This is a genomic window from Rhodococcus sp. 66b (assembly GCF_002076325.1).
GTDB lineage: Bacteria > Actinomycetota > Actinomycetes > Mycobacteriales > Mycobacteriaceae > Rhodococcus_F > Rhodococcus_F erythropolis.
Map to the genome: position 1 here is coordinate 47,582 of NZ_MUZB01000003.1, position 21,754 is coordinate 69,335.

General features: G+C 64.2%; 12 protein-coding genes. 6 read left to right on the plus strand and 6 right to left on the minus strand.

What is annotated here, in order from left to right:
• Positions 1–48 precede the first annotated feature (48 nt).
• Complete coding sequence (locus tag B0E55_RS06020; RefSeq protein WP_195849558.1) at positions 49–681, plus strand: hypothetical protein; 633 nt, start codon at positions 49–51, stop codon at positions 679–681.
• Between the two features lie 22 nt (positions 682–703).
• On the opposite strand, the gene B0E55_RS06025 is transcribed toward B0E55_RS06020, so the two are convergent.
• The gene (locus B0E55_RS06025) at positions 704–1,375 is read right to left on the minus strand and encodes an MspA family porin (protein ID WP_020968119.1); all 672 of its coding nucleotides are present in this window, start codon (positions 1,373–1,375) and stop codon (positions 704–706) included.
• A 335-nt stretch (positions 1,376–1,710) separates the two neighbouring features.
• Here B0E55_RS06025 and B0E55_RS06030 point away from each other — a divergent pair, with 335 nt between their 5' ends.
• Positions 1,711–3,543: a glycosyl transferase gene (locus B0E55_RS06030; RefSeq protein ID WP_019746419.1), complete on the plus strand. Its 1,833-nt coding sequence runs from the start codon at positions 1,711–1,713 to the stop codon at positions 3,541–3,543.
• A gap of 9 nt (positions 3,544–3,552) precedes the next feature.
• Here B0E55_RS06030 and map read toward each other — a convergent pair whose 3' ends face one another.
• The gene (gene map, locus B0E55_RS06035) at positions 3,553–4,317 is read right to left on the minus strand and encodes a type I methionyl aminopeptidase (RefSeq protein ID WP_020905776.1); all 765 of its coding nucleotides are present in this window, start codon (positions 4,315–4,317) and stop codon (positions 3,553–3,555) included.
• Between the two features lie 49 nt (positions 4,318–4,366).
• Here map and B0E55_RS06040 point away from each other — a divergent pair, with 49 nt between their 5' ends.
• From B0E55_RS06040 to B0E55_RS06050, 3 genes are all read left to right on the plus strand, one after another.
• Positions 4,367–4,636, plus strand: a complete 270-nt coding sequence (locus B0E55_RS06040; protein ID WP_003943854.1) for a helix-turn-helix domain-containing protein — start codon at positions 4,367–4,369, stop codon at positions 4,634–4,636.
• A gap of 49 nt (positions 4,637–4,685) precedes the next feature.
• Positions 4,686–7,976 (plus strand): arabinosyltransferase domain-containing protein, encoded by a 3,291-nt coding sequence (locus B0E55_RS06045; RefSeq protein ID WP_443216803.1) that lies wholly within the window; start codon positions 4,686–4,688, stop codon positions 7,974–7,976.
• A 73-nt stretch (positions 7,977–8,049) separates the two neighbouring features.
• Positions 8,050–11,352, plus strand: a complete 3,303-nt coding sequence (locus B0E55_RS06050; protein ID WP_080909282.1) for an arabinosyltransferase domain-containing protein — start codon at positions 8,050–8,052, stop codon at positions 11,350–11,352.
• Here B0E55_RS06050 and B0E55_RS06055 read toward each other — a convergent pair.
• Positions 11,349–12,299 carry a DMT family transporter gene (locus B0E55_RS06055; protein ID WP_047888755.1) on the minus strand — a complete coding sequence of 317 codons (951 nt, stop codon included), beginning with the start codon at positions 12,297–12,299 and terminating at the stop codon, positions 11,349–11,351. The two genes, B0E55_RS06050 and B0E55_RS06055, sit on opposite strands and share 4 nt — an antisense overlap.
• 73 nt (positions 12,300–12,372) lie before the next feature.
• Here B0E55_RS06055 and B0E55_RS06060 point away from each other — a divergent pair, with 73 nt between their 5' ends.
• Positions 12,373–13,284 (plus strand): LysR family transcriptional regulator, encoded by a 912-nt coding sequence (locus B0E55_RS06060; RefSeq protein ID WP_020968113.1) that lies wholly within the window; start codon positions 12,373–12,375, stop codon positions 13,282–13,284.
• Here B0E55_RS06060 and B0E55_RS06065 read toward each other — a convergent pair.
• Genes B0E55_RS06065 through fadD32 form a run of 3 tightly spaced genes read right to left on the minus strand, consistent with a single transcriptional unit; the run spans position 13,281 to position 21,689 of the window.
• On the minus strand, positions 13,281–14,822 hold the full coding sequence (locus tag B0E55_RS06065) for an acyl-CoA carboxylase subunit beta (RefSeq protein ID WP_019746413.1): 1,542 nt from the start codon (positions 14,820–14,822) through the stop codon (positions 13,281–13,283). The genes B0E55_RS06060 and B0E55_RS06065 overlap by 4 nt on opposite strands.
• Entirely contained in the window at positions 14,819–19,762 is a 4,944-nt protein-coding gene (gene pks13 / locus B0E55_RS06070; protein ID WP_080909283.1) for a polyketide synthase Pks13, read from the minus strand. The genes B0E55_RS06065 and pks13 overlap by 4 nt, the downstream gene beginning before the upstream one ends.
• 37 nt (positions 19,763–19,799) lie before the next feature.
• Positions 19,800–21,689, minus strand: coding sequence for a long-chain-fatty-acid--AMP ligase FadD32 (gene fadD32, locus B0E55_RS06075; protein WP_064073591.1), 1,890 nt, complete (start codon positions 21,687–21,689; stop codon positions 19,800–19,802).
• Positions 21,690–21,754 lie beyond the last annotated feature (65 nt).

A 21,754-nucleotide genomic window follows, 5' to 3' on the forward strand; every position in this document is an offset into this window, starting at 1 on the left:
CAAGCGCAGTCGAGCAAACGGCCGCATCAACCACCGGCGGGGTAGGTGATGACAGTGAGCGAACTCGTTACGCAAAGCCGCGAGCTTGTACCGCATCGTGCAGTTCTCGATTCCGCAGAACATGTTCTGGTCATTGCGCGCGGCAAACCGTTCGGGCGCGAGCAGGCCTTCCACGAAGTGTTGAGCGTCGCGATTCGCAATCGCATCGAAGTACTCACTCTGGCAAGGGCTCTCATCGACGTTTCCGAGTCCCGCGACTACCGCGCGATCCCGACCGACACCGCACACACCGTTGCGGTGCTCGAATGGGGTGAGCTACTCGAGATCCCGACCGAACACCACGAGAAGTCCAGAGCCGAATCGGCTGGAGACGCCGATGAATCGAACGACTTCGACGATCCGATCGAGCCGGAGTATCTGGTCGAGACCGACGTGGGAGGACGCGTCGTCTTCGTCGCCCTCGCGTTCACGATCGGCGGGATAGTCGGATTCTTCGCGCACGACTGGGCGCTTCTGCTTCTGATCACCGCCGTGTACCTCGTGTGGATCGCGGCACGGCTGGTCGCGAAACTCGTCAGTGTTTCCCGCAGTGCCCATTGGGCGGACGCCGAGCCTATTCGTGGCACCGATTCGACAACTCACAACGCGGAACGCTCCCACCACCACGCTGTTGCAGCGTGAGGGCGGGAGCGCCGGCACTGCTTTACAGTCGTTGCGGCACACCGTAAGTGACGACGGTATCGCCATTCGACGTGACAGCCTTCGCGTAGGGCCTGATGGTTACCGGCCCGATTGCTCCCTGTACGTATCCGTGAACTCCGGAGAGCCGGACGGCTGCTTCAGGTCCGTCGAATTCCTGGTCTTCGAGTAGCGCGACGTCGGTGATACCGCCCGGCGCCAGATCGACGTCCAGTTCCTGTGAAGGAATGATGTCGCCGCCGATGGCGAACCCGTTCGAAATGTCCAGGCCCAGTTCGAAGTCCGGAACCAGACCGATACCGAGGTTGGTTCCACTCTCGACAGCCCAGTCGAGACCGGGGCTATTGAGAACGACCGTCGCGCCGGTCAACGCGATCGGGTAGCCGATTTGATAACCGATCGTCAGCTTCGTGCCGGTGAAACTTGCTGCGTCCGGCCCGTCGATCTTCACGCCGGCAACCCCGTCGTGGAAGAACTCGACGCTCAGCGGTGAGCTGTCGAGAGGCGGAAAGACGTGGATAGCGGTATCAGCCTGATAGACCTCTATCCGATTTCCTTTGACGTCGGTGATCGAACTGGTGTTGTCGACGCCTGCCGACGCCGTCCCACCCCCCAGGACAACGGCCAGTAAGGCCACTGCTCCCACTGCGCTACTGCGAACTGCTGTCTTCGACATGCACAAGCACCATCCCATCCGGTATAGGCCCCGGACGTTGGTTCCAACTCTTCGTCGAGGATGGGATTCGTCGGGGCTGCCTGAACAAACGCGAGCAAGATCCTTGTTGCGATACCCCGGTCACGAACCCGTCAAACGATGCACGAAAACATTACTTTCCGGACAAGTCGGGTGGCCCGGTTTGTCCCGTCGACTGCGCCCGCTCGCGGACGCGAACCGTTTTGTTCGTTACTCTGACAGAGGAAGTTATCGAATCGAGACCTAAATAGGCCAGCCCGAACTTCTGAGAACTGCCACTTCAGGGATGGGCGCCAGAACCGAAAGGCACCGACTGCATGACCGAGACCTTGCCCGACGTCCAACTGCTCGAAGAAGCACGTCCAGGGCGAGTCCGTTCAGCAGTGCGGCGCTCGGTCGTCCAGCGCGGGCGTCTTGTCGACCTCGCGATCATGGCGACGTTCACCGTTGCGGCGATCTACGTGATGTCGAACCTGTGGAGCGATCTGCAGTCCGGCTATCTGTTCAACGCGGGCCGCGACCAGGCCATGTGGGAATGGTTCTTCGCCGATACCGCTCACGCCCTCGCCCAGTTCCGCAGCCCGCTGTTCAGTGACCTGCAGAATTACCCGCTCGGCGTGAACCTGATGGCCAATACCGCGATGTTCGGCATCAGCATCCCGTTGGCCCCGATCACGCTGATCTTCGGACCGACAGCCACGTATGCGATCGGGCTGACCGCCGGCCTCGGCGGCACCGCCATCGCTTGGTACTGGGCATTCTCGCGGCACGTACTTACCGGCGTCTCCGTCCGCTCCAAGATCGCCGCCGCCGTCGGAGCGGGGTTCTGCGGATTCGCGCCCGCCATGATTTCGCACGCCAACGGTCATCCGAACTTCGTCGCGTTCTTCGTACTCCCCTTCATCTTCTTGCAGGTAGTACGCATCTCGAACGGCAAGCGTCCGGTTCGCGACGGAATCGTTCTCGGCCTACTCGTCGCGTGGCAGATCTTCCTCGGCGAAGAGCCGCTCCTCATCTTCACGATGTCAGCCATGGTGTTCGGCGCCGCCTATGCACTGCCTGACCTGGCCAAGTCGCGCCAGGCGATCAAGCGCGCGATGCCCGGTCTCGTGATCGGCGGCGCGGTCACACTCCTGATCACCGCGGTGCCGCTGTGGTCGCAGTTCTTCGGCCCTGCGAGCTACGACGGCGTCTCACACGGTCAGGCAGGCAACGACACCGCTGCACTCACCACGTTCCCGACCGAATCGGTTGCGGGTGATCCCGAGGGCGCGGAGTTCCGAATGAACCCGACCGAGGAGAATGCGTACTTCGGATGGCCGTTGGTGCTCCTGCTTCTCGGTGCAACGGTGTGGCTGTGGCGCATCCGTCTGACCCGCGCTGCCGCCGCCGTGATCGTGGTGATGGGTGTGCTCTCGCTCGGTTCCGAACTGACCATCGACGGTGACAAGACCGGCATCACCCTGCCGTGGAAACTCCTCGCCGACTTGCCGTTGTTCGAATCGGTGCTCGAATCCCGATTCGCCATGGGCGCGATTCCGGCGATCGGGCTGCTGCTCACCCTCGGCACCTACCGCGCTTTTGTCGAACTTCGTGGACCGCGCCGCACGGCAGCCGGTGTCTGGCTGGTGGCACTCGCCGTCGCGATGATTCCCCTGATCCCGACCCCCATCGACGCCGATCAGCGATCTGCGACGCCTGAATTCATCACCAGCGGCTCGTGGGAGAACTACGTCAGCGACGGCACCCTGGTGACGGTCCCCGTCGCGAGCGCCGAAGACGCCCGCGCACTGAGCTGGCAGGTCGACGCCGACTTCGGCTTCCCCATCGCCGGCGGGTACTTCGTCGGCCCGGATTCGAAGACCCGCGCCGGAATCTACGGCGCCGAGTCACGGCCCACCTCGACCCTGCTGGTCAATGCCAAACAAACCGGCAAGGTCCCGTTGATCGATGTGGGCACCAGAGCGAACGCCCTGACCGACCTGCGGTACTGGCACGCCGACGTACTGGTGCTTCCCCGATTCTCCGGCGACGACGCCCTGCGCCACACGGTCGACGAGCTGGTCGGCTTCGACGCCAAGCGCGTCGACGACGTGTGGGTGTGGGACGTACGAGACCTCGTGAGCGGCAAGACCTCCAACCAGAGCTGAGCGGGTTGATCAGCGGGTCATGATCACCGGACCGTCTTCGGTGATCGCGACAGTGTGCTCACTGTGCGCAGCCCTGGCGCCCGAAACGGTGCGAAGGGTCCACCCGTCGGCGTCGTGCCGGTAGTCGTCGGTTCCGTCGGCGATGAGCATCGGTTCGATGGCGATGACCAGGCCGGGCCGTAACCGGAAGCCTTTGCCTGCTCGACCTTCGTTGGGCACGTCCGGGCCTTCGTGCATCTCGCGGCCGATGCCGTGCCCACCGTGATCGGCGAGCATGCCGTATCCGAGGCCACGCGCGTACTGTCCGATCGCGGCACCGATGTCGCCCAATCGGTTTCCGGGCTGGGCGGCGGCAATGCCACGGGCAAGTGCCTCATCGGTCGCGTCGATCAGTGCCTGATCCTCACTACTTCCCTGTCCGACGGTGAAGCTGATGGCAGAATCGCCGCACCAGCCGTCGAGTCTCGCACCGCAGTCGATACTGACCAGGTCACCGTCACGGAGTCGGTACCCATTCGGGATACCGTGCACCACAGCATCGTTCACACTGATGCAGGCGACGCCGGGAAAGGGTATCGGCGCCGTCGCCGGCCGGTAATTCAAGAACAGCGCCGAGGCGCCGGCAGCCGAAATGACCTCCGCGGCAACGGCGTCCAATTCGAGCAACGTCACTCCGACGCTCGCCGCCTCACGCGCCGCAGCCAGCGCCTGCGCGGTGATTCTCCCCGCCGCCGCCATCGCGTCGATTTCCCCTGCGGTCTTGATTTCGACCATCTCGAACACCTTCCTTGTCGAATAACTATACCGGTATTACTATAAGCACATGGTGCGCGTGCCGCTGACGGCGGAAGAACTCGAACGAGGACTACGACTGGGTGAACTCCTGCGATCGGCGCGGGGGGACCGAAGCATGGTTCAGGTAGCGCTCGACGCCGGTATCTCCGTCGAAACGCTGCGCAAGATCGAAACCGGACGCATCGCGACACCCGCCTTCTTCACCATCAGCGCGGTCGCGGAAGTGTTGGGTATTTCACTCGACACCATCGCCCGAACACTTGAAACACCACAATCCGAACAGGAAGTTGCATCCTGAGTAGTTCTCTCAGGATGTGTGGGCCCGCACTCGCCTAACATCGTTCCTTGTGCCGTCTGAAGTAGTAGTGCCCCCGAAACCCGTGCCCACTGGCCCCGAAGCTCCCCGAGAATCGGATTCCCAGAGAGTCCGGACGGCACGACTCATCGCGATAGTCACCGGCCTTCTTGGCCTGCTTCTTGCACTCGCGACGCCGTTCCTGCCCGTCAAGCAGGAAGCCGCGAGCATCGACTGGCCGCAGGGTGGGACCGTCAACAGCGTCTCGTCGCCGCTGATCTCCTACTCGCCCACATCGCTCGACATCAGCATTCCCTGTTCCACCCTCGGCCAGTTGGGCGGCAGCGGCGGCACACTGCTCTCGACCATGCCGAACGGTGCGCCGGACCGAAACGCTCGCGGCCTCACCGTCCGCACCACTGCCGACCGCCTCGAAGCACTCACTCGCGATTCGGTGTTGATCTCGGCTCCGCTCGATCAACTGAGCGGGTGCACGGCGATCACCATCACGACCAACTCCGAGCAGACCGTCGCGGCGGTCACCGGAATCGACGGCGTCGGCACCACCCTGACCGGTGACTACCGCCCACAGGTTGTCGGCATCTTCACCGACCTGCAGGGCGCAGCGCCCGCCGGATTGTCTGCCCACATGGACGTCGACTCGCGGTTCTCGTCCAGCCCCACACTTCTCAAACTGTTCGCGATGATCGTCGCGGCACTCTCGACCATCGTCTCGCTGTACGCACTGCACCGGATCGACGGCGTCGACGGCCGTCGTGCCCGGCGGTTCCTTCCGGCACGGTGGTGGAAGTTCACCGGCATCGACGCCCTGGTGATCGGCACGCTGGCGCTCTGGCATGTGTTCGGCGCCAACACTTCCGACGACGGTTATCTGCTCGGCATGGCCAGAGTCTCGGAGCACTCCGGGTACATGGCCAATTACTTCCGTTGGTTCGGCGTCCCCGAAGCGCCGTTCGGTTGGTACTACGACGTGCTGGCGCTGTTCGCGAAGGTCAGCACCGCGAGCATGTGGATGCGCCTGCCCGCATTGATCGCCGGCATTCTGTGCTGGATGGTCATCAGCCGCGAGGTGATACCGCGACTCGGTGTTGCGGTGCGCCGCAACAAGGTTGCCATCTGGACGGGCGGGCTCGTGTTCCTGGCCTTCTGGTTGCCGTACAACAACGGCCTGCGTCCCGAACCCATCATTGCCCTCGGCGCCCTGCTCACGTGGTGCTCCATCGAGCGCGCCATCGCCACCGGACGTCTGTTGCCCGCCGCGATGGCCGTGCTGATCGCCGCATTCTCGCTGGCCGCCGGACCTTCGGGGCTGATCGCCATCGGCGCGCTGATCGCCGGAGCCCGGCCGATCCTGCAGATCCTGATCGCCCGCGGCAAACGCGTCGGCTTCCTGTCCCAGGTCATGCCGATCCTCGCAGCCGGAACCGTGGTTCTTGTCGCAGTCTTCGCAGATCAAACCCTCGCAACGGTTCTCGAATCCACCAGGGTGCGAACCGCCGTCGGGCCGAACGTTCCGTGGTTCGAGGAGCGGTTGCGGTGGGACGCACTGATGACCATCTCCCCCGACGGCTCACTGGCCCGCCGCTTCGGCATGTTCGTCATGATCGTCGGACTCGTCTTCTGCGTCATGATGATCCTGCGCAAGGGCCGGATCCCCGGTACCGCGATCGGGCCCTCGCGCCGAATCCTCGGCATCGTGTTCGCGTCGCTGCTCCTGATGCAGTTCACCCCCACCAAGTGGACTCACCACTTCGGTGTGTACGCCGGTCTGGCCGCTACGGTTGCCGTGCTCGCCGCCGTCGGCGTGAGTGCGTCGAGCATGCGTTCCAAACGAAACCGCGCGCTGTTCGCCGCGGGCATCCTGTTCATCCTCGCTGTGGCGTTCACCAGCTCCAACGGCTGGTGGTATGTCTCGAGTTACGGCGTCCCGTGGTGGGACAAGCCACCGTCAATCGCCGGCAAGGGATTCTCGACGGCCTTCCTCGGCCTCACGATCCTCACGCTGCTGCTGGCAGCCTGGTACCACGTCATGGAGCCGCGCGAGCGAAACGGTGCGGAAGACAGCGTCAAGAAGACAAGGCGACTTCGCCTTCTCGCCCCGTCACCGTTGACCATCGCGGCCGGAGCCGTCGTGCTCTTCGAGGTGCTGTCCCTACTCAAGGGAGCGGTCGCTCAGTACCCCGCGTACTCGATCGGCAAGTCCAACATCGAATCCGTCTTCGGCGGAAGCTGCGGTCTCGCGGGTGAGGTACTCGTGGAATCCGATCCCAACACCGGCGTCCTGCAATTGCTGGACAGGCCCACCGACCTCGCCGGCGCCGGAGCTTTCGGTGCAAGCGAATCGACCGGATTCTCGCCGGACGGAGTCGCCGGCGACCTCACCGCAGACGCCGAGGACTCGACGGCGGGCAGTGCAAACAGCCTCGACACGACAACATCTCAGTCCGGCACCACCAGCACGCCCGGCACCGGATCCGGAACCGCTGGCGGCTCGCAGTCGACCTCGGGCGTCAACGGCAGCAACGTCGCGCTCCCGTTCGGGCTCGACCCCGCAAAAACGCCGGTGCTCGGTAGTTACGGAGCGCCCCAGAACGCGTCACTGACCACAGGTTGGTACTCACTGCCCGAGCGCAACGACGCCGCACCGCTCCTCACGGTCGCCGCGGCCGGACGAATCCGCTACGTCAACTCCGACGGCATCGTCACCCCCGGCGCGGTCTTGCAGGTCGAGTACGGCAAGAAGCAGGCCGACGGAAGCGTCGACGCGCTGGGACGAGTCGATCCGATCGACATCGGCCCGTCGCCGTCGTGGCGCAACCTGCGCGTTCCGATGGATCAACTGCCCGCCGACGCCGACACCGTGCGTCTGGTGGCCAGTGACACCGACATCAGTGCCGACCAATGGCTGGCGGTGACACCGCCGCGAGTGCCGACCATGCGCACGCTGCAGGACGTCGTCGGATCCACCGATCCGGTGCTGATGGACTGGGCCGTCGGTCTCGCCTTCCCGTGTCAACGCCCGGTCGATCATCTGTACGGCGTCGCCGAGATCCCCGAGTGGCGCATTCTGCCCGACCGCATCGGCGCGGAGTCCACCAACGCCTGGCAGGACCACTACGGCGGCGGACCGCTCGGTTGGACCAGCGAACTGCTCTCGGCCAGGGCATTGCCCACCTATCTGGACAACGACTGGGATCGTGACTGGGGTTCGCTCGAGCAGTACACACCGCTCGATCCGGACGCAGTTCCCGCGCAAATGAACGTCACCACCGAGACCCGTTCGGGCACCTGGACACCGGGCCCGATTCGTTACCAGTCGTAACTGTTACGCGTGGACCTACCAACCACCCGGTCACGGTAGGTCCACGCTCAGCCCTGACATACCATCGGTAGCCGTGCCCGACGCCGTGACAGCTTCACCCCAGACTTCGAGTTCGCCGCCTCCTGCTGGTCAGGATGCCCGCGAGCGTTTCCATCGCACTCGATGGGTTGCGATCATCGCCGGCTTGCTCGGCTTCGTACTCGCACTGGCAACTCCTCTGCTTCCTGTCGTGCAGACGACGGCGACGGTCAACTGGCCACAGAACGGCGTGATCGGCGACGTCGAGGCACCGCTGATGGCGCAGGTTCCCATCGACGTCAACGCGTCGATCCCCTGCACCGCGGTCAGCTCACTCCCCGAGGGCGGCGGCATCCTGATGTCGACGGCACCTGCTCAGGGCGACGGTGCCGCGCTCTCGTCGATGTTCGTCCGCGTGTCCGCTACCAGCGTCGACGTGCTCGATCGCAACGTCGTCGTCGCTTCGGCAGCGCGCGAGGACGTCGAGTCGAGTCGCTGCGGCGCCATCGCGTTCAGCTCTGACGTCAACCGGACCTCGGCAGAGTTCGTCGGACTGACGTATCCCGACGGCAACCCGATTCGTGGCCAGCTCGACGGCGACTTCCGCCCGCAGGTGGTCGGCGTCTTCAGCGACCTGCCCGACGGCGCTGCCCCCGAGGGCCTCGGCTTCTCGATGACGATCGACTCACGTTTCTCGTCGAGCCCCAGCGTCCTGAAGCTGGTCGCGATGATCGTGGCAGTGCTCTCGACCATCGTCGCGCTGGTCGCCCTGGCTCGCCTCGACGGCACCGACGGCCGCAAGCACCGACGCTTCCTGCCCGAACGGTGGTGGAAGTTCTCCGGTATCGACGGAGTTGTAGTCGGCACGCTGGTCGTCTGGCACTTCATCGGCGCGAACACCGCCGACGACGGTTATCTCCTGACCATGGCCCGAGTCTCGCCGGACGCGGGATACATGGCCAACTACTTCCGTTGGTTCGGCGTTCCCGAGGCCCCGTTCGGCTGGTACTACGAAGTCCTGGCCGTGATGGCGAAGATCTCGACGGCGAGCCCGTTCATGCGTCTGCCCGCTCTGCTCGCCGGAATCCTCTGCTGGATGGTGATCAGCCGCGAGGTCGTCCCGCGTCTCGGCCGGGCGGTTCGCCGGAGCAATGTCGCCCTCTGGACCGGCGGTCTGGTATTCCTGTCCTTCTGGCTGGCGTACAACAACGGTCTTCGCCCCGAGCCCATCGTGGCTCTCGGCGCACTGCTCACCTGGTGCTCCATCGAGCGCGCCATCGCCACCGGACGCCTGCTGCCCGCGGCCACGGCAATTTTGATCGGCGCCTTCACTCTTGCCGCCGCACCCACCGGATTGATGTGTATCGCAGCCCTTCTCGCCGGTGTGCGCCCGTTGGTGCGCATCGTCGTCAAGCGTCACCGACTGGTCGGCACACTGCCACTTCTCGCTCCGATCGCCGCTGCCGGAACCATCGTGCTGGTGGTCATCTTCGCCGACCAGACCTTTGCCGGCGTCATGGAAGCCACGCGCGTCCGAACGATCATCGGCCCCAATCTCGAGTGGTACCAGGACTTCCTGCGCTACTACTACCTCTTCGTCCAGACGGTCGACGGCTCGGTTGCCCGACGCTTCGCGTTCTTGACGATGATCCTGTGCCTCTTCACGACGCTCTTCGTGTTGTTGCGGCGCGGCCGCGTCCCCGGCGCGGCAACCGGTCCGTCGTGGCGCCTGGTCGGCGTCGTCTTCGGCACGATGTTCCTGATGATGTTCAACCCCACCAAGTGGACTCACCACTTCGGTGCGTACGCGGGCATCGCCGGTTCTCTCGCCGCGCTGACCGCCGTGGCTGTGTCCGCGTCTGCCCTGCGCTCGCGTCGTAACCGATCGGTGTTCGTGGCCGGACTGCTCCTGATGCTCGCGTTGACGTTCGCCGGCATCAACGGCTACTGGTACGTCTCGAGTTACGGCGTGCCGTGGTTCGACAAGACCATCTCCTACGACGGCCGTGAATCCAACACACTGTTCCTCGCGCTCTTTGCTCTCGCCTTGGCCTTTGCCGCCTGGCAGTACCTGCGTGAGGGATTTGCAGCCCCGCCCGAGAAGCCGAACACGGCCAAGGGCAGACGAATTCGCAAGTTCGCGGCCGCTCCGCTCACCGTGATTGCCGGTCTGATGGTCCTGTTCGAGGTGCTCTCGCTACTCAAGGGCGCAGTGTCGCAGTACCCGGCGTACTCGCTGGGCCGAAGCAACATCGAGGCACTCGCGGGCAGGACCTGCGGCATGGCCGAGGATGTTCTGGTCGAGACCGACGTCAATTCCGGGAATCTGCGGCCTCTGCCCGCTCCCGGATTCAACGCGGAGGATCCGTTGTCCGGAGTCGATTCGAAGGGCTTCTCCCCCAATGGGGTTCCCAGCGATCTGACTGCGGATTACATCGAAGTCAAGCAGGGCATGGGTAATACCGACAGCCAGAGTGTCGGCCCCACCTTCGCCACCGGTTCCGGCGCCGGAACCAGCGGCGGCACCGGTAACCTCGGCGTCAACGGCAGCACGGCCAAGCTCCCCTTCGGCCTCGATCCGTCGAAGACACCGGTCATGGGCAGCTACCAGCCCGGCGTGCAGGAACCTGCTTCCCTCATCTCGAGTTGGTACGGATTGCCCACTCGCAGTGAAGAATCACCGCTGGTGGTCATGTCCGTAGCGGGCCGCGTGTGGTCCGTCGACAACACCGGTGCGATCACGTACGGCCAGTCGCTTCTGGTCGAGTACGGCAAGACTCAGCCCGACGGAACCGTGCAGGTTCAGGGTTCGTACATGCCGCGAGACATCGGCCCGGCGCCGTCGTGGCGCAACGTCCGTATCCCGATCGACGAACTCGCGCCAGATGCCGATGCCGTTCGGGTGGTCGCGTTCGATCCCAACCTCACGGGCGATCAGTGGATGGCGTTCACGCCGCCGCGCGTGCCCAAGCTCGAGTCCCTGGACTCGTACATCGGCAGCGAGCAGCCGGTCCTCCTGGACTGGGCTGTCGGCCTTCAGTTCCCGTGCCAACGTCCGTTCACACATCAGAACGGTGTGGCCGAGATGCCGAACTTCCGCATCCTCCCGGACCGTCCCCTGGCCGTCAGCTCCACCGATACCTGGCAGTCCGCAGACAACGGTGGACCGCTCGGATTCACCGAGGTCCTCGCCGGTGCTACGACGGTTCCGACGTACCTGAAGGACGACTGGGCACGAGACTGGGGATCACTCGAGCGCTACGACCGGTACTTCCCGAATGCTGTTCCGGCAGAGGTGGAGACGGGCACCGCAACCCGCTCGGGCATGTGGATGCCCGGCGAGATGCGAGTGCACTAGCCTGCGCTACCTACTCGGGTGACTGCTCGGGTGCGACGTATGGAGACGGCCGAGACCGCTCCGACAACGACGACGCACCCGAGTAGTTGCCCAACGCCCGGCCGTTCGCCGAGCAGCACAACCGCCAGCAGTACGGCGAGGACCGGTTGCATGAGCAGGAGCGTCGCGCCCACCTCGGCGGGCAGCCGAGGGAGCGAGTGCCCCATCAGCATCCAGCCGAACACCTGGCCGACCAGCGCCAGTGCCGCGAGCCAGCCGAACGCTTCCCAACCCGGGACGAAATCGATCCGGCCCCACAGTGATCCGATGACGGAGCCGGCGATGCCCGCGGACGTCGTCGAGATCAACACCTGGCTCGCGGCCCGATCCGCCTCGCCCGTACGACCGACCACGAAGATGTAGCCGCCGTACGCGATTCCGGAGACGAGCGAGAGCGCCGTTCCCCACAGCAGGTCGTCGCCGGTTCCCCCGCCCCCGAACACGCCGCCCGCCAAGGCGATTCCCGTGAACATGAACGGTAGGGCGAAGACGAAGCGCATCGGCACCCGATTGCCGAACACCAACCAGGACAGTGCGGGCACCACAATCACCTGCACGTTCACGACGACGCTCGCCATACCCGCGCCGATCATCAGAATCGACTGCGACCACAACGCGAAATCCAGTCCGAGCAACAGACCGCCGAGCACCTGCAGAACGGCTGCCCGCCGGCTCGGTTTGCCCACCCGGCGGTACTCTCGCCACGCCAACCACAACAGCGGCGGCAAGGCCAGGAAGCAACGGAAGAAGACGGCCGTCGAGGGCCCGACATCGGCCAGCTTGATGAGGAGCGAACTGATCGAGATCGCGGCTGCGCCTCCGACGACCAGCAATCGAGGGTCGATGCGCCCCCGAGGAGTTCTGGTGGGTTTCGGTGTCTGCGCAGTCACGGAGGTCAGAGTGGTCACTCGACAATGTTCCTGCCGCTAACTATTCAGCACAAGCAAATGTTCAGACCGTATATTCGGTAGCATTACTACTGTGTTGAATCTCGAAAGACTTCGCGCCCTGCACGCTGTCGCCGAGAACGGATCAGTAGCGGCTGCCGCCCGCACCTTGCATGTCACACCCTCCGGAATTTCGCAGCAGTTGAACAAGCTCGAGCGCGAGGTCGGTGTTCCGCTCCTCGAACCGCAGGGCCGCGGTGTACGACTCACCGAAGCGGGCCGGATCCTCGCGCGCCGAACCGCAGAGGTTCTCTCGACGCTCGCCCAGGCCGAGGCGGAAATCGCGTCGCTGCAGAGCGAGGTGACGGGCCGCGTACGCATCGGGGCCCTGGTCTCCCCCAGCAGGACAGTGCTGCCGCGAGCCATCGCCGAGATCAGGCACGCGCACCCCCAGCTCGAAATCACCTTCAACGAAGGCGAATCCGAAGAACTCCTCCCCGCACTGATTCGCCGCGACCTCGACGTCGTGGTGGTCGACAGTTGGAGCACTCTGCCCGTCGAACTTCCCGACGGAGTCTCCTTCACGCCCGTGTACGACGACGTGGCGCTGCTCGCTCTCCCCGCGTCACATCCGCTGGCGGAGAACAAGGTCGTCGCGCTCAGCGAGCTGTCCGAGCATGCCTGGGCGACGTGGACCCGGGGAACGGACTTTCACACCTTCACCGTCAGGACCCTGCGCGCGCAGGGGTTCGACCCACGAATCGAGTACGAGGTCGCCGAGTTTCCCACCCAGGTCGAATTCGTAGCTCAGGGCCTCGCCGTCGCTTTGATCCCGCGCCTCGCGAGAGTTGTACCACCGGAAGGTGTTCGAATGCTCGACACCCTTCCGCCGCTGGGCCGCGACATCTACCTCGCCTGGCGGACCGACAGCGAAAGACCTGCCGTCCTGGCGGCGATAGAAGCGCTACGCCGCCAGTTCGACGCCCTCGGTGACAAGAAGAATTAGAGCGGCATCAAGTTGTGCTTGCGCGGGTTCTTGAAGATCGTCTTGTCCTTGAGCAACTTCAGAGCCTTGCGGATTTCGAGACGCGTCTGCGAAGGCTCGATCACCGCGTCGATGTATCCGCGCTCAGCCGCGATGTACGGCGTCGCGACGAACTCGTTGTAGAAGTTGATCAACTGAGCACGCACCGCGGGTGCGTTCTCTCCCGCCTCGGCGAGCTGACGACGTCCCATGATGTTGACGGCACCCTCGGCACCCATCACGGCGATACGAGCGGTCGGCCACGCGAGGTTGATGTCGGCACCGAGCTGCTTGCAACCCATGACGGCATAACCGCCGCCGTACGCCTTACGAACCACCACAGTCACCTTCGGGACAGTGGCTTCGATGTACGCGAACAGGAAACGCCCGCCGCGCTTGATGACACCGACCTTTTCCTGATCGACGCCGGGAAGAAAGCCTGGTGTGTCGACGACAAAAACGAGCGGGATGCTGAAAGCGTCGCACAGGCGCACAAAATGGGCAGCCTTGTCGGAGCTGTCCGCATCGAGGGCGCCGCTGAGGTACGTGGGCTGGTTGGCCACGACACCGACGGGCAGGCCGTCGACGCGGGAGAACCCGGTTATCACGTTGTGCGCGACCTGGGCTCCGATTTCATGGAAGGTTCCGTCGTCGAAGATCCGCAGAATGATGTCGTGCATGTCGTAGCCGGCATTGTCGGCATCCGGCATGAAGGCGTTGAGTTCGAGATCCGACTCGGTGATCTCGGGTTCGAGACCCGGGTTGATCAACGGCGCCTTCTCCGTGCACGAGGACGGCATGAAGCTCAGGTACTCACGCACCCAGTCGAATGCAGCCTTCTCGTCGGGAGCGACGTGATGGATGTTTCCGTACTCCGCCTGCTTGCGCGCTCCGCCCAGATCCTCGAGGCTGACCTCTTCGCCGGTGACCGACTTGATGACGTCGGGTCCGGTGACGAACATGTACGACTCTTCGGTCGCGACAACGACGTCGGTGTTGATCGGTGCGTACACGGCACCGCCGGCGCACTTACCGAGGATGACCGAGATCTGCGGGCAGACGCCGGACAAGGGCTCCTGACGTGAACCCATGTTGGCGTACCAGGCCAATGAGGAAACGGCATCCTGGATTCGAGCTCCACCGGAATCGTTGATACCGACGACCGGGCAGCCCACCTTCAGTGCAAAATCGTTGACGGCGGCGACCTTACGGCCGAACATCTCTCCGGCGGCACCGCCGAACACAGTCTGATCGTGCGCGAACACGGCAACCGGACGCCCGTCGACAGTTCCGTGACCGGTCATGACGCCGTCGCTGTACGGGTTGTCCTCGCCCGCCATCTTCACCAGGGCGCCGACCTCGACGAAGCTACCGGGATCGAGCAACATGTCGATGCGCTGGCGCGGCGTACTGTGCCCTGCTGCATCGCGCTTCGCAATGGCCCGAGCCGAGCCGGGTTCCTTTGCCTTCTCCAACTTTTCGCGGAGTTCAGCGAGCTTCTCCGCGGTGGTTGTCGTCACTTCTGAACTCCGGTTTCCGCTGCTTTGGTCTGAGCTGTCTCGATCTGGGCCAGCTTGGTGGTGAGGTCTGCCGCAACCTTCGCGATGTACGGCTCGTCGACGATCTGCAGGTGGTCCCCGCCGATGTAGACGACCTCGAGGTTCTTCACGTAGTCACCCCAACCACCATCTGCCTTGCGGGTCTTGAATGCGGGCTCGAGCGTCATCAGCTCGTCGTGGTACTTGTCGGCCATGTAGAGCACGACGTCGCCGTCGTAGCTGCTGAACTCGGCCGTCTGGATGGCGCGGTTGTCCAACCACGACGTCCGCTGATGCTCGATGATGCCGCCGGGAATCTTGGCGCCGCTCATCTTGATCATGTCCATCAAGATCTGGATCTGATCCTCGTCCGCTTCGGTGGAGGCCAGAACGTCAAGCGGCAGCGGAACATCCAGGTTGTAGGTGCGCTTGGCGAACTTGCCGTAGCGCTCCCAACGCTTGCGTCGTTCCGCCTCGGTGTCCGGCACGACCTCGCCGGCCATGACGGTGTCGAGAAGTCCAACCACACGCACGTCGGCGCCCTGCTCACGCAGCAACTTCGCGACCGCATACGACATCACGCCGCCGAACGACCAGCCACACAGTACGTACGGTCCGTCGCCCTGGATCTCACGCAGCAGCGGAACGTAAGCAGCAGCACGGGTTTCGATCGAGCCCTCGACCCGCTCGAACCCGTACATCGGCGTGCCGGCGGGCAGGCGCTTGAGCAAAGGCTCGTACGTCACCGTCGAACCACCGGCAGCATGGAAGACGAATACCGGTACGGCAGTGGAACCTTCGGGACGGGCACGCAGAGTGCGTACGAGTCCGTCGATCTTGCCGTCGTCCTCGAGGTACTGGCGCACGACGTCCGCAAGCTCTTCGATGGTCGTGGAATCGAGAACGTCGTCGAGAGTGATCTCGCCGCCCGCACGCTCGGAAAGCCGAGCAGCAAGCTTCTCGGCGACCTCGTCACCGACGATCGGCAGATCGTTGAAAATACCCTTGGCGGACTTCCCGGTGACGACGGCCCACGTCGCAAACGTCAAGCGCTCGGCCGCATCTCGCGGCGGAACATCGGAGCCGGCATCGTCGGCAGTTCCGGCTCGAGAAGGATCGGAAGGCGCAGCAGCAACCGGAGCAGTCGCCGGCAGTTCCACCGACTCCTCAGCGGGAGCAGCGTCCTCGTCAGCCGCATCGGCTGCCAACTTCTCGGCAGCCTGCTTGTCGGCCATCGCCTGAACCTCTTCGCGATTGTCGATCGCGTAGCGCAGGTACTTGTTGACCTCGTTGAGGCTCGCGTCCTTGACTGCCTGGAGCTGGAGCTGCGGAATGTCGAACTCGTACTCGACGCGGTTCTTGATACGCATCGCCATGAGCGAATCGAGACCCAGTTCGATGAGCGGAACCTCGGCCGGAAGATCTTCCGGCGAGTACCCCATCGACTCGGCCACAACGATCTTGAGGCGGTCGTCGAGGCTCTGCGAACCGTTCGGATCCCACTTGTCTCCGGCGTCTTCGACGACCTCGGCCAGGGTTTCCATCGGCGCGCTGGTCTTGACCGGCGCGCTGACGACCAGCTCGGGCAGCGGCTCACCGGACGTGACGACGGCGTCGAACAGCAAACGGAACATAGCGCCCTCACGAGCATGCACCTGCACCGACGCTCCACCCGGGTGCGGGTTGAGAGTTGTCGTCAGGGTCGCAGCGCCGGCCAGTTCACCGTGCGGAACGGCAGCGGTGAGAGCGACATCCGAGAGCACCTGTCCGGCAGCAGCGCTCACGAGCACAGCCAGATCGGTGACGGCGGATGCGTCGACCTCCCACACGTGGCGGCCGTCGGGCAGAGCGACGTGCGAACCGGGTACGCGAGCCGAACCGCCGGCACTGACGCGAATGTCGAGCCAGTACGGCTTACGCAGGAATGCAGTACGCGGAACCGAGGCGAAATCGCCTGCAGGAAGCAAGGACTCGAGGTTCACGGCATGGCCGTGCACGTACAGCTGCGCGAGAGCGGCAAGCACACCCGCGGACTCGTCTTCCTTACGCTTGAGCGTCTGGATGAGTTCCATGTCGTGCAGGCCCGAATCGAAAGCGGTAGCCGCCACCGACATCAGCGTCACCGGATTGGGTGCAAGCTCGACAAAAGTGGTGTGGCCGTGGGCAACTGCACCGCGTACCGCATTGGTGAAGTACACGCTGTGGCGAAGACCCTTGACCCAGTACGCCTCTTGATGGATCGGCTCGTGACCGGGACGGTAGAAGGTGTCCTTGTCGACGGACGAGTAGACGCCGAGCTTCAACGTGGTCGGCTCGATACCGGCCAACTCCGCGGCAAGCTCGCCGAGCAACGGATCGACCTGTGAGGTGTGGCTGGCGCCCTTGGTCTGCAGGACACGCGCCATCTTGCCGTCGGCCTCGGCGGCCGCGACGATCGCCTCGATGTCCGGCTGCGGTCCACCGATCACCGTGTGCGTCGGAGCTGCGTAAACGCAGACCTCGAGCTTGGGGTACGTGGGCAGCAGCGCCTCGATCTCGGATGCGCTGTACTCGAGCAGTGCCATCAGACGGATGTCGTCACCGACGAGTGCGCCCTCGGCCTCACCCATCAGCCGTGATCGTGAACAGATCACGCGCACAGCGTCTTCCAGGTTCAGACCACCGGACACGTATGCGGCAGCGGCCTCACCCATCGAGTGCGGAACCACGGCTTCGGCCTCAGCGCCGTGGTGACGCAGCAATGCGGCCAGACCGACCTGGATGGTGAAGATTCCCACCTGTGCGGTCTCGACGTTGTACTCGATCGAATCGTCGAGGAACATCTCGACCATCGAGTAGCCGGCCTCGTCCTGGATCAGCGCGTCGACCTCGTCGACGGCTGCCTTGAAGGCCGAGTTCTCCGTGTAGAGCTGCTTGGCCATCTTGCGGTGCTGCGAGCCGAAGCCCGAGAACACCCACACCGCGCCCTTGGGCGACGGCGAGTCGGCCGAGAAGACTCCTTGAGCCGGCTTGCCTGCGGCGACGGCGCGCAGCGAGCTGATGGCCTCGGACCGCGTCTTCGCCAGAACAGCGGCGCGCGAGCGTCCGTGGTTGCGACGCGCGAGTGTGCGGGCAACGTCGGAGAGGGGCGTCTTGCTTCCCTCTTCGGTTTCGAGCCAGTCGGCCAGATCTGCAGCTGCGCGGCGACGACGCGAAGGCAGCGCACCGGACACAGCCAGCACAACGGTGCTCTCGTCCTCTGCTGCCGGTTCGTCAACTACCGGGGCATCCACGACTGGTTCATCGACTGCCACGTCGGCGGGCACGTATTCCTTGACCACGACGTGCGCGTTGGTTCCGCCGAAACCGAAACCGGAAACGCCGGCGACGGCCTTGCCGGTGTAGCGCGGCCAGTCGGTGGCCTCGGGCGTCACCTGCAGGTGCGCCTTCTCGAAGTCGATGTGCGGGTTCGGGCCCAGGTAGTTGATCGTCGCGGGAATCTTGTTTTCCTGCATCGCCAGAACGACCTTGATCAGGCCGGCGGCGCCCGCAGCTGCTTCCAGGTGGCCGAAGTTGGTCTTCGCACTACCGAGCAGAGCCGGCTTGTCGTCGTCACGGCCACGACCGACGACACGGCTGAGCGCGTCGGCCTCGATGGGATCACCGAGATCGGTGCCCGTTCCGTGCGCCTCGATGTAGTCGACTGTGGTCGGCAAGATTCCGGCGTCGCGGTACGCGAAACGCAACACGTCGGCCTGGGCGTCAGGGTTGGGCGCGAGCAGACCGTTGGAACGGCCGTCCTGGTTGACCGCGGATCCGGCGATCACCGCGAGGATGGAATCGCCGTCACGCTCGGCGTCTTCGAGACGCTTGAGCACGACGAGTCCGCCACCCTCACTGCGAACGATGCCCTGAGCGTGTGCGGAAAATGCACGCAGTTTTCCGTCGGGAGCGAGCATCCCGGTCTGATCGAAACCGAGGGTTCCGGGAGGGGCCAGCAGCATGTTGACGCCACCGGCCAGCGCGATGTTGGAATCACCACTGCGCAGCGAACGCACAGCCTCGTGAACGGCAACCAGCGAAGACGAGCACGCGGTGTCCAGAGCGATGGACGGTCCACGGAAGTCGAAGAAGTACGAAACCCGGTTCGCGACGATGGCCGTCGACGTTCCGGTCAGTGCGTACGGATGCGCCGTCGTCGGATCACTGACCGCGAGCAACTGGTAATCGTTGGCGGAACTGCCGATGAAAACACCGACCTGCTTGCCCTTGAGCCCGCTGGCCGGAATGCGCGCGTGCTCGAGCGCTTCCCACGCGAGTTCCAGGGCGAGGCGCTGCTGCGGATCGACGTTGACGACCTCGAGCGGAGACATCGCGAAGAACTCGGCGTCGAAGCCCTTGACGTCGTCGAGGTACCCGCCCTTGGTGTTGGCATTCTCGACCGCGGCCTTGACGGCGGGATCCGACATGAACTCGGCCCAGCGGTCCTCGGGGAGGTCGCTGATGCCGTCGCGTCCGGCCGCCAGCATTTCCCACATGTCCGAAGGCGTGTGCCCGGCACCGGGGAATCGTGTGGACAGTCCGACGATGGCGATGTCGTGGGCGTCCGTCGTGGCGCCTGAGACGTAGTACGACGCGTCGACGGTCTCCTCCGGCGCCTCGGGCTCACCTTCGATGATCCGAGTAGCCAGCGAAGCGATGGTGGGGTGTTGATAGGCAACCGTGGCGTTCAGCGTGACGCCGAGCAGATCCTCGATGTCTCCGCTCAGAGCGACTGCGTCCCGCGAGGCGAGCCCGAACTCTTCCATCGGGCGATCGTCCGTGATCGACCCAGCCGGCTGACCGGTCGCATTCGCGATCCAATTGCGAAGCCACTCACGCAGCTGCGCAACACTCATCTCGCTCACAACGTCTTTGCTCTGCACACCATCTTGTTCAACCATCAACTCACCAAGCCACCGATCATGAAGGGACTGCTCCTCAAACGCTATCGGGGAATGCGGTCTGCTGATAGCCGCCTCGCAACGTTCCCTCGATATAACTCGCCTTACACGCGCGGCGAGCGATCTTGCCGCTGGACGTACGCGGAATCGAACCCGCGGGGACGAGCAGGATGTCTCGGGCCGTAACACCGTGACGGGAAGAAATCGCCGCACGCACAGTGTCCGCGATCGGCTGCGGATCGGCCTTGCCTGCGCCGGGAGCACGCTCGGCCACGATGACCAACTGCTCCGAGGAATCGTCGTCGTCGAACTTCAGACCGGAGTGCGTGTTGGAGAACACGACAGAAGGCAGCTGGTTGGCCGGTACGGCAAACGCAGCGATGAAGCCGGGGCGCAGGGCGGGGCTGGCTTCCTGAGCCGAAGCCTCGAGGTCCTGCGGGTAATGATTGCGACCGTCGACGATCACGAGGTCCTTGACGCGACCGGTGATGTACAGCTCGCCGTCGACGTAGACACCGAAGTCGCCGGTACGCATCCAGTTGGCATCCGTCGGCGTGCCCTCGGTGTGGCTGTCTTCGCTCAACCGATTGTCCAGCTTGTTGTGGAAGGTCTCCGCCGTCTCGTCGGGGCGACCCCAGTAGCCGATGCCGATGTTCTCGCCGTGCAACCAGATCTCGCCGACGTGATTGTCGGGGACCTCGGTCAGAGTTTCGGGATCGACGATCGCCGCCCACTGACTGCGCGAGACGTACCCACAGGAGACCTGTGCGATGGCGTTCTCGGAGTACTGGTCGACGATGACCATGCGGCCCTTGTTGAGTTCCGTGCGGTCGACGTAGATGACCTTGGCCTCGTCGGAATGCTTGGTCGAGGAGACGAAGAGCGTCGCTTCGGCCATGCCGTACGACGGCTTGATCGCAGTCTTGGGCAGACCGTACTGAGCAAAAGCGTCGTTGAACTTGCGCATCGACGACGTCGTGACCGGCTCACTGCCGTTGATCAGGCCGATGACGTTGCTCAGGTCCAGGGTCTCGCCGTCCTTCGGCAGGCCGCGCGCGGCAGCGTGCTCGAAAGCGAAGTTGGGAGCGGCGGCAAAAGTGCCTGCGCCGTCGGAAACCGCAGCCAGTTCCTTGATCCACCGGTACGGCCGCTGCACGAAAGCGCGCGGGCTCATGATGGTGATGTACTTGCCGCCCAGAGCAGGCAGGATGACCGTCAGCAGGCCCATGTCGTGGAACAGCGGCAGCCACGTGACGCCGCGTGAGTCCTCGTTGAGTTCGATGGAGTCGACCATCTGCAGCGCGTTCGTTCCGACAGCGCGGTGGGTGATCTCCACGCCGGCGGGAACTCGGGTCGAACCGGAGGTGTACTGCAGGTACGCGATGTCGTCGAGTTCGATGTCGGGACGAACCCACGTTTCACCGACAGTGTCGGGAATCGCGTCGACGGCGATGATGCGCGGACGCTCGGCAGCGGGAAGCGAGCGGAACAACTGACGAACACCGGCTGCCGACGATGCGGCAGTCAGAATCGCAGTCGGCTTGCAGTCACCGAGAACAGCGTGAAGACGGTCGGTATGGCCAGGCTCGTCCGGATCGAAGAGCGGCACCGCGATGGAACCTGCCTGAATGGCGGCAAAGAACGAAATGACGTAGTCGAGCCCCTGCGGCGCAAGAATCGCGACACGGTCGCCACGCTTGGTGACCTGCTGCAAACGGGCTGCAACAGCGCGCAGACGCACACCGAACTGCTCCCAGGTCAGCTCCAGGGCTTCACCGTCACGCTCGCGTGAGTAATCGATGTACCGATACGCGAGCTCGTCCGCGTTGACACGCGAGTGTTGCTCGACGTAGTCGACCAGCGTGAAGCCTGGTTGCAGGCGGATCTGGCCCTTCTCGTCGAGAAAGCCATCGAACAGCGCGTTCATTCCATCTCCTCCGAAGCGATCACACAAGCACTGTCTTTCATGCCTGCGCCCCAGACTTCCTTCGC

Coding starts and splice junctions, on each gene's coding strand:
- B0E55_RS06020 (WP_195849558.1), top strand. CDS start 49: ATGACAGTGAGCGAACTCGTTACGCAAAGCCGCGAGCTTGTACCGCAT.
- B0E55_RS06025 (WP_020968119.1), bottom strand. CDS start 1,375: ATGTCGAAGACAGCAGTTCGCAGTAGCGCAGTGGGAGCAGTGGCCTTA.
- B0E55_RS06030 (WP_019746419.1), top strand. CDS start 1,711: ATGACCGAGACCTTGCCCGACGTCCAACTGCTCGAAGAAGCACGTCCA.
- map (WP_020905776.1), bottom strand. CDS start 4,317: ATGGTCGAAATCAAGACCGCAGGGGAAATCGACGCGATGGCGGCGGCG.
- B0E55_RS06040 (WP_003943854.1), top strand. CDS start 4,367: ATGGTGCGCGTGCCGCTGACGGCGGAAGAACTCGAACGAGGACTACGA.
- pks13 (WP_080909283.1), bottom strand. CDS start 19,762: ATGGTTGAACAAGATGGTGTGCAGAGCAAAGACGTTGTGAGCGAGATG.
- fadD32 (WP_064073591.1), bottom strand. CDS start 21,689: ATGAACGCGCTGTTCGATGGCTTTCTCGACGAGAAGGGCCAGATCCGC.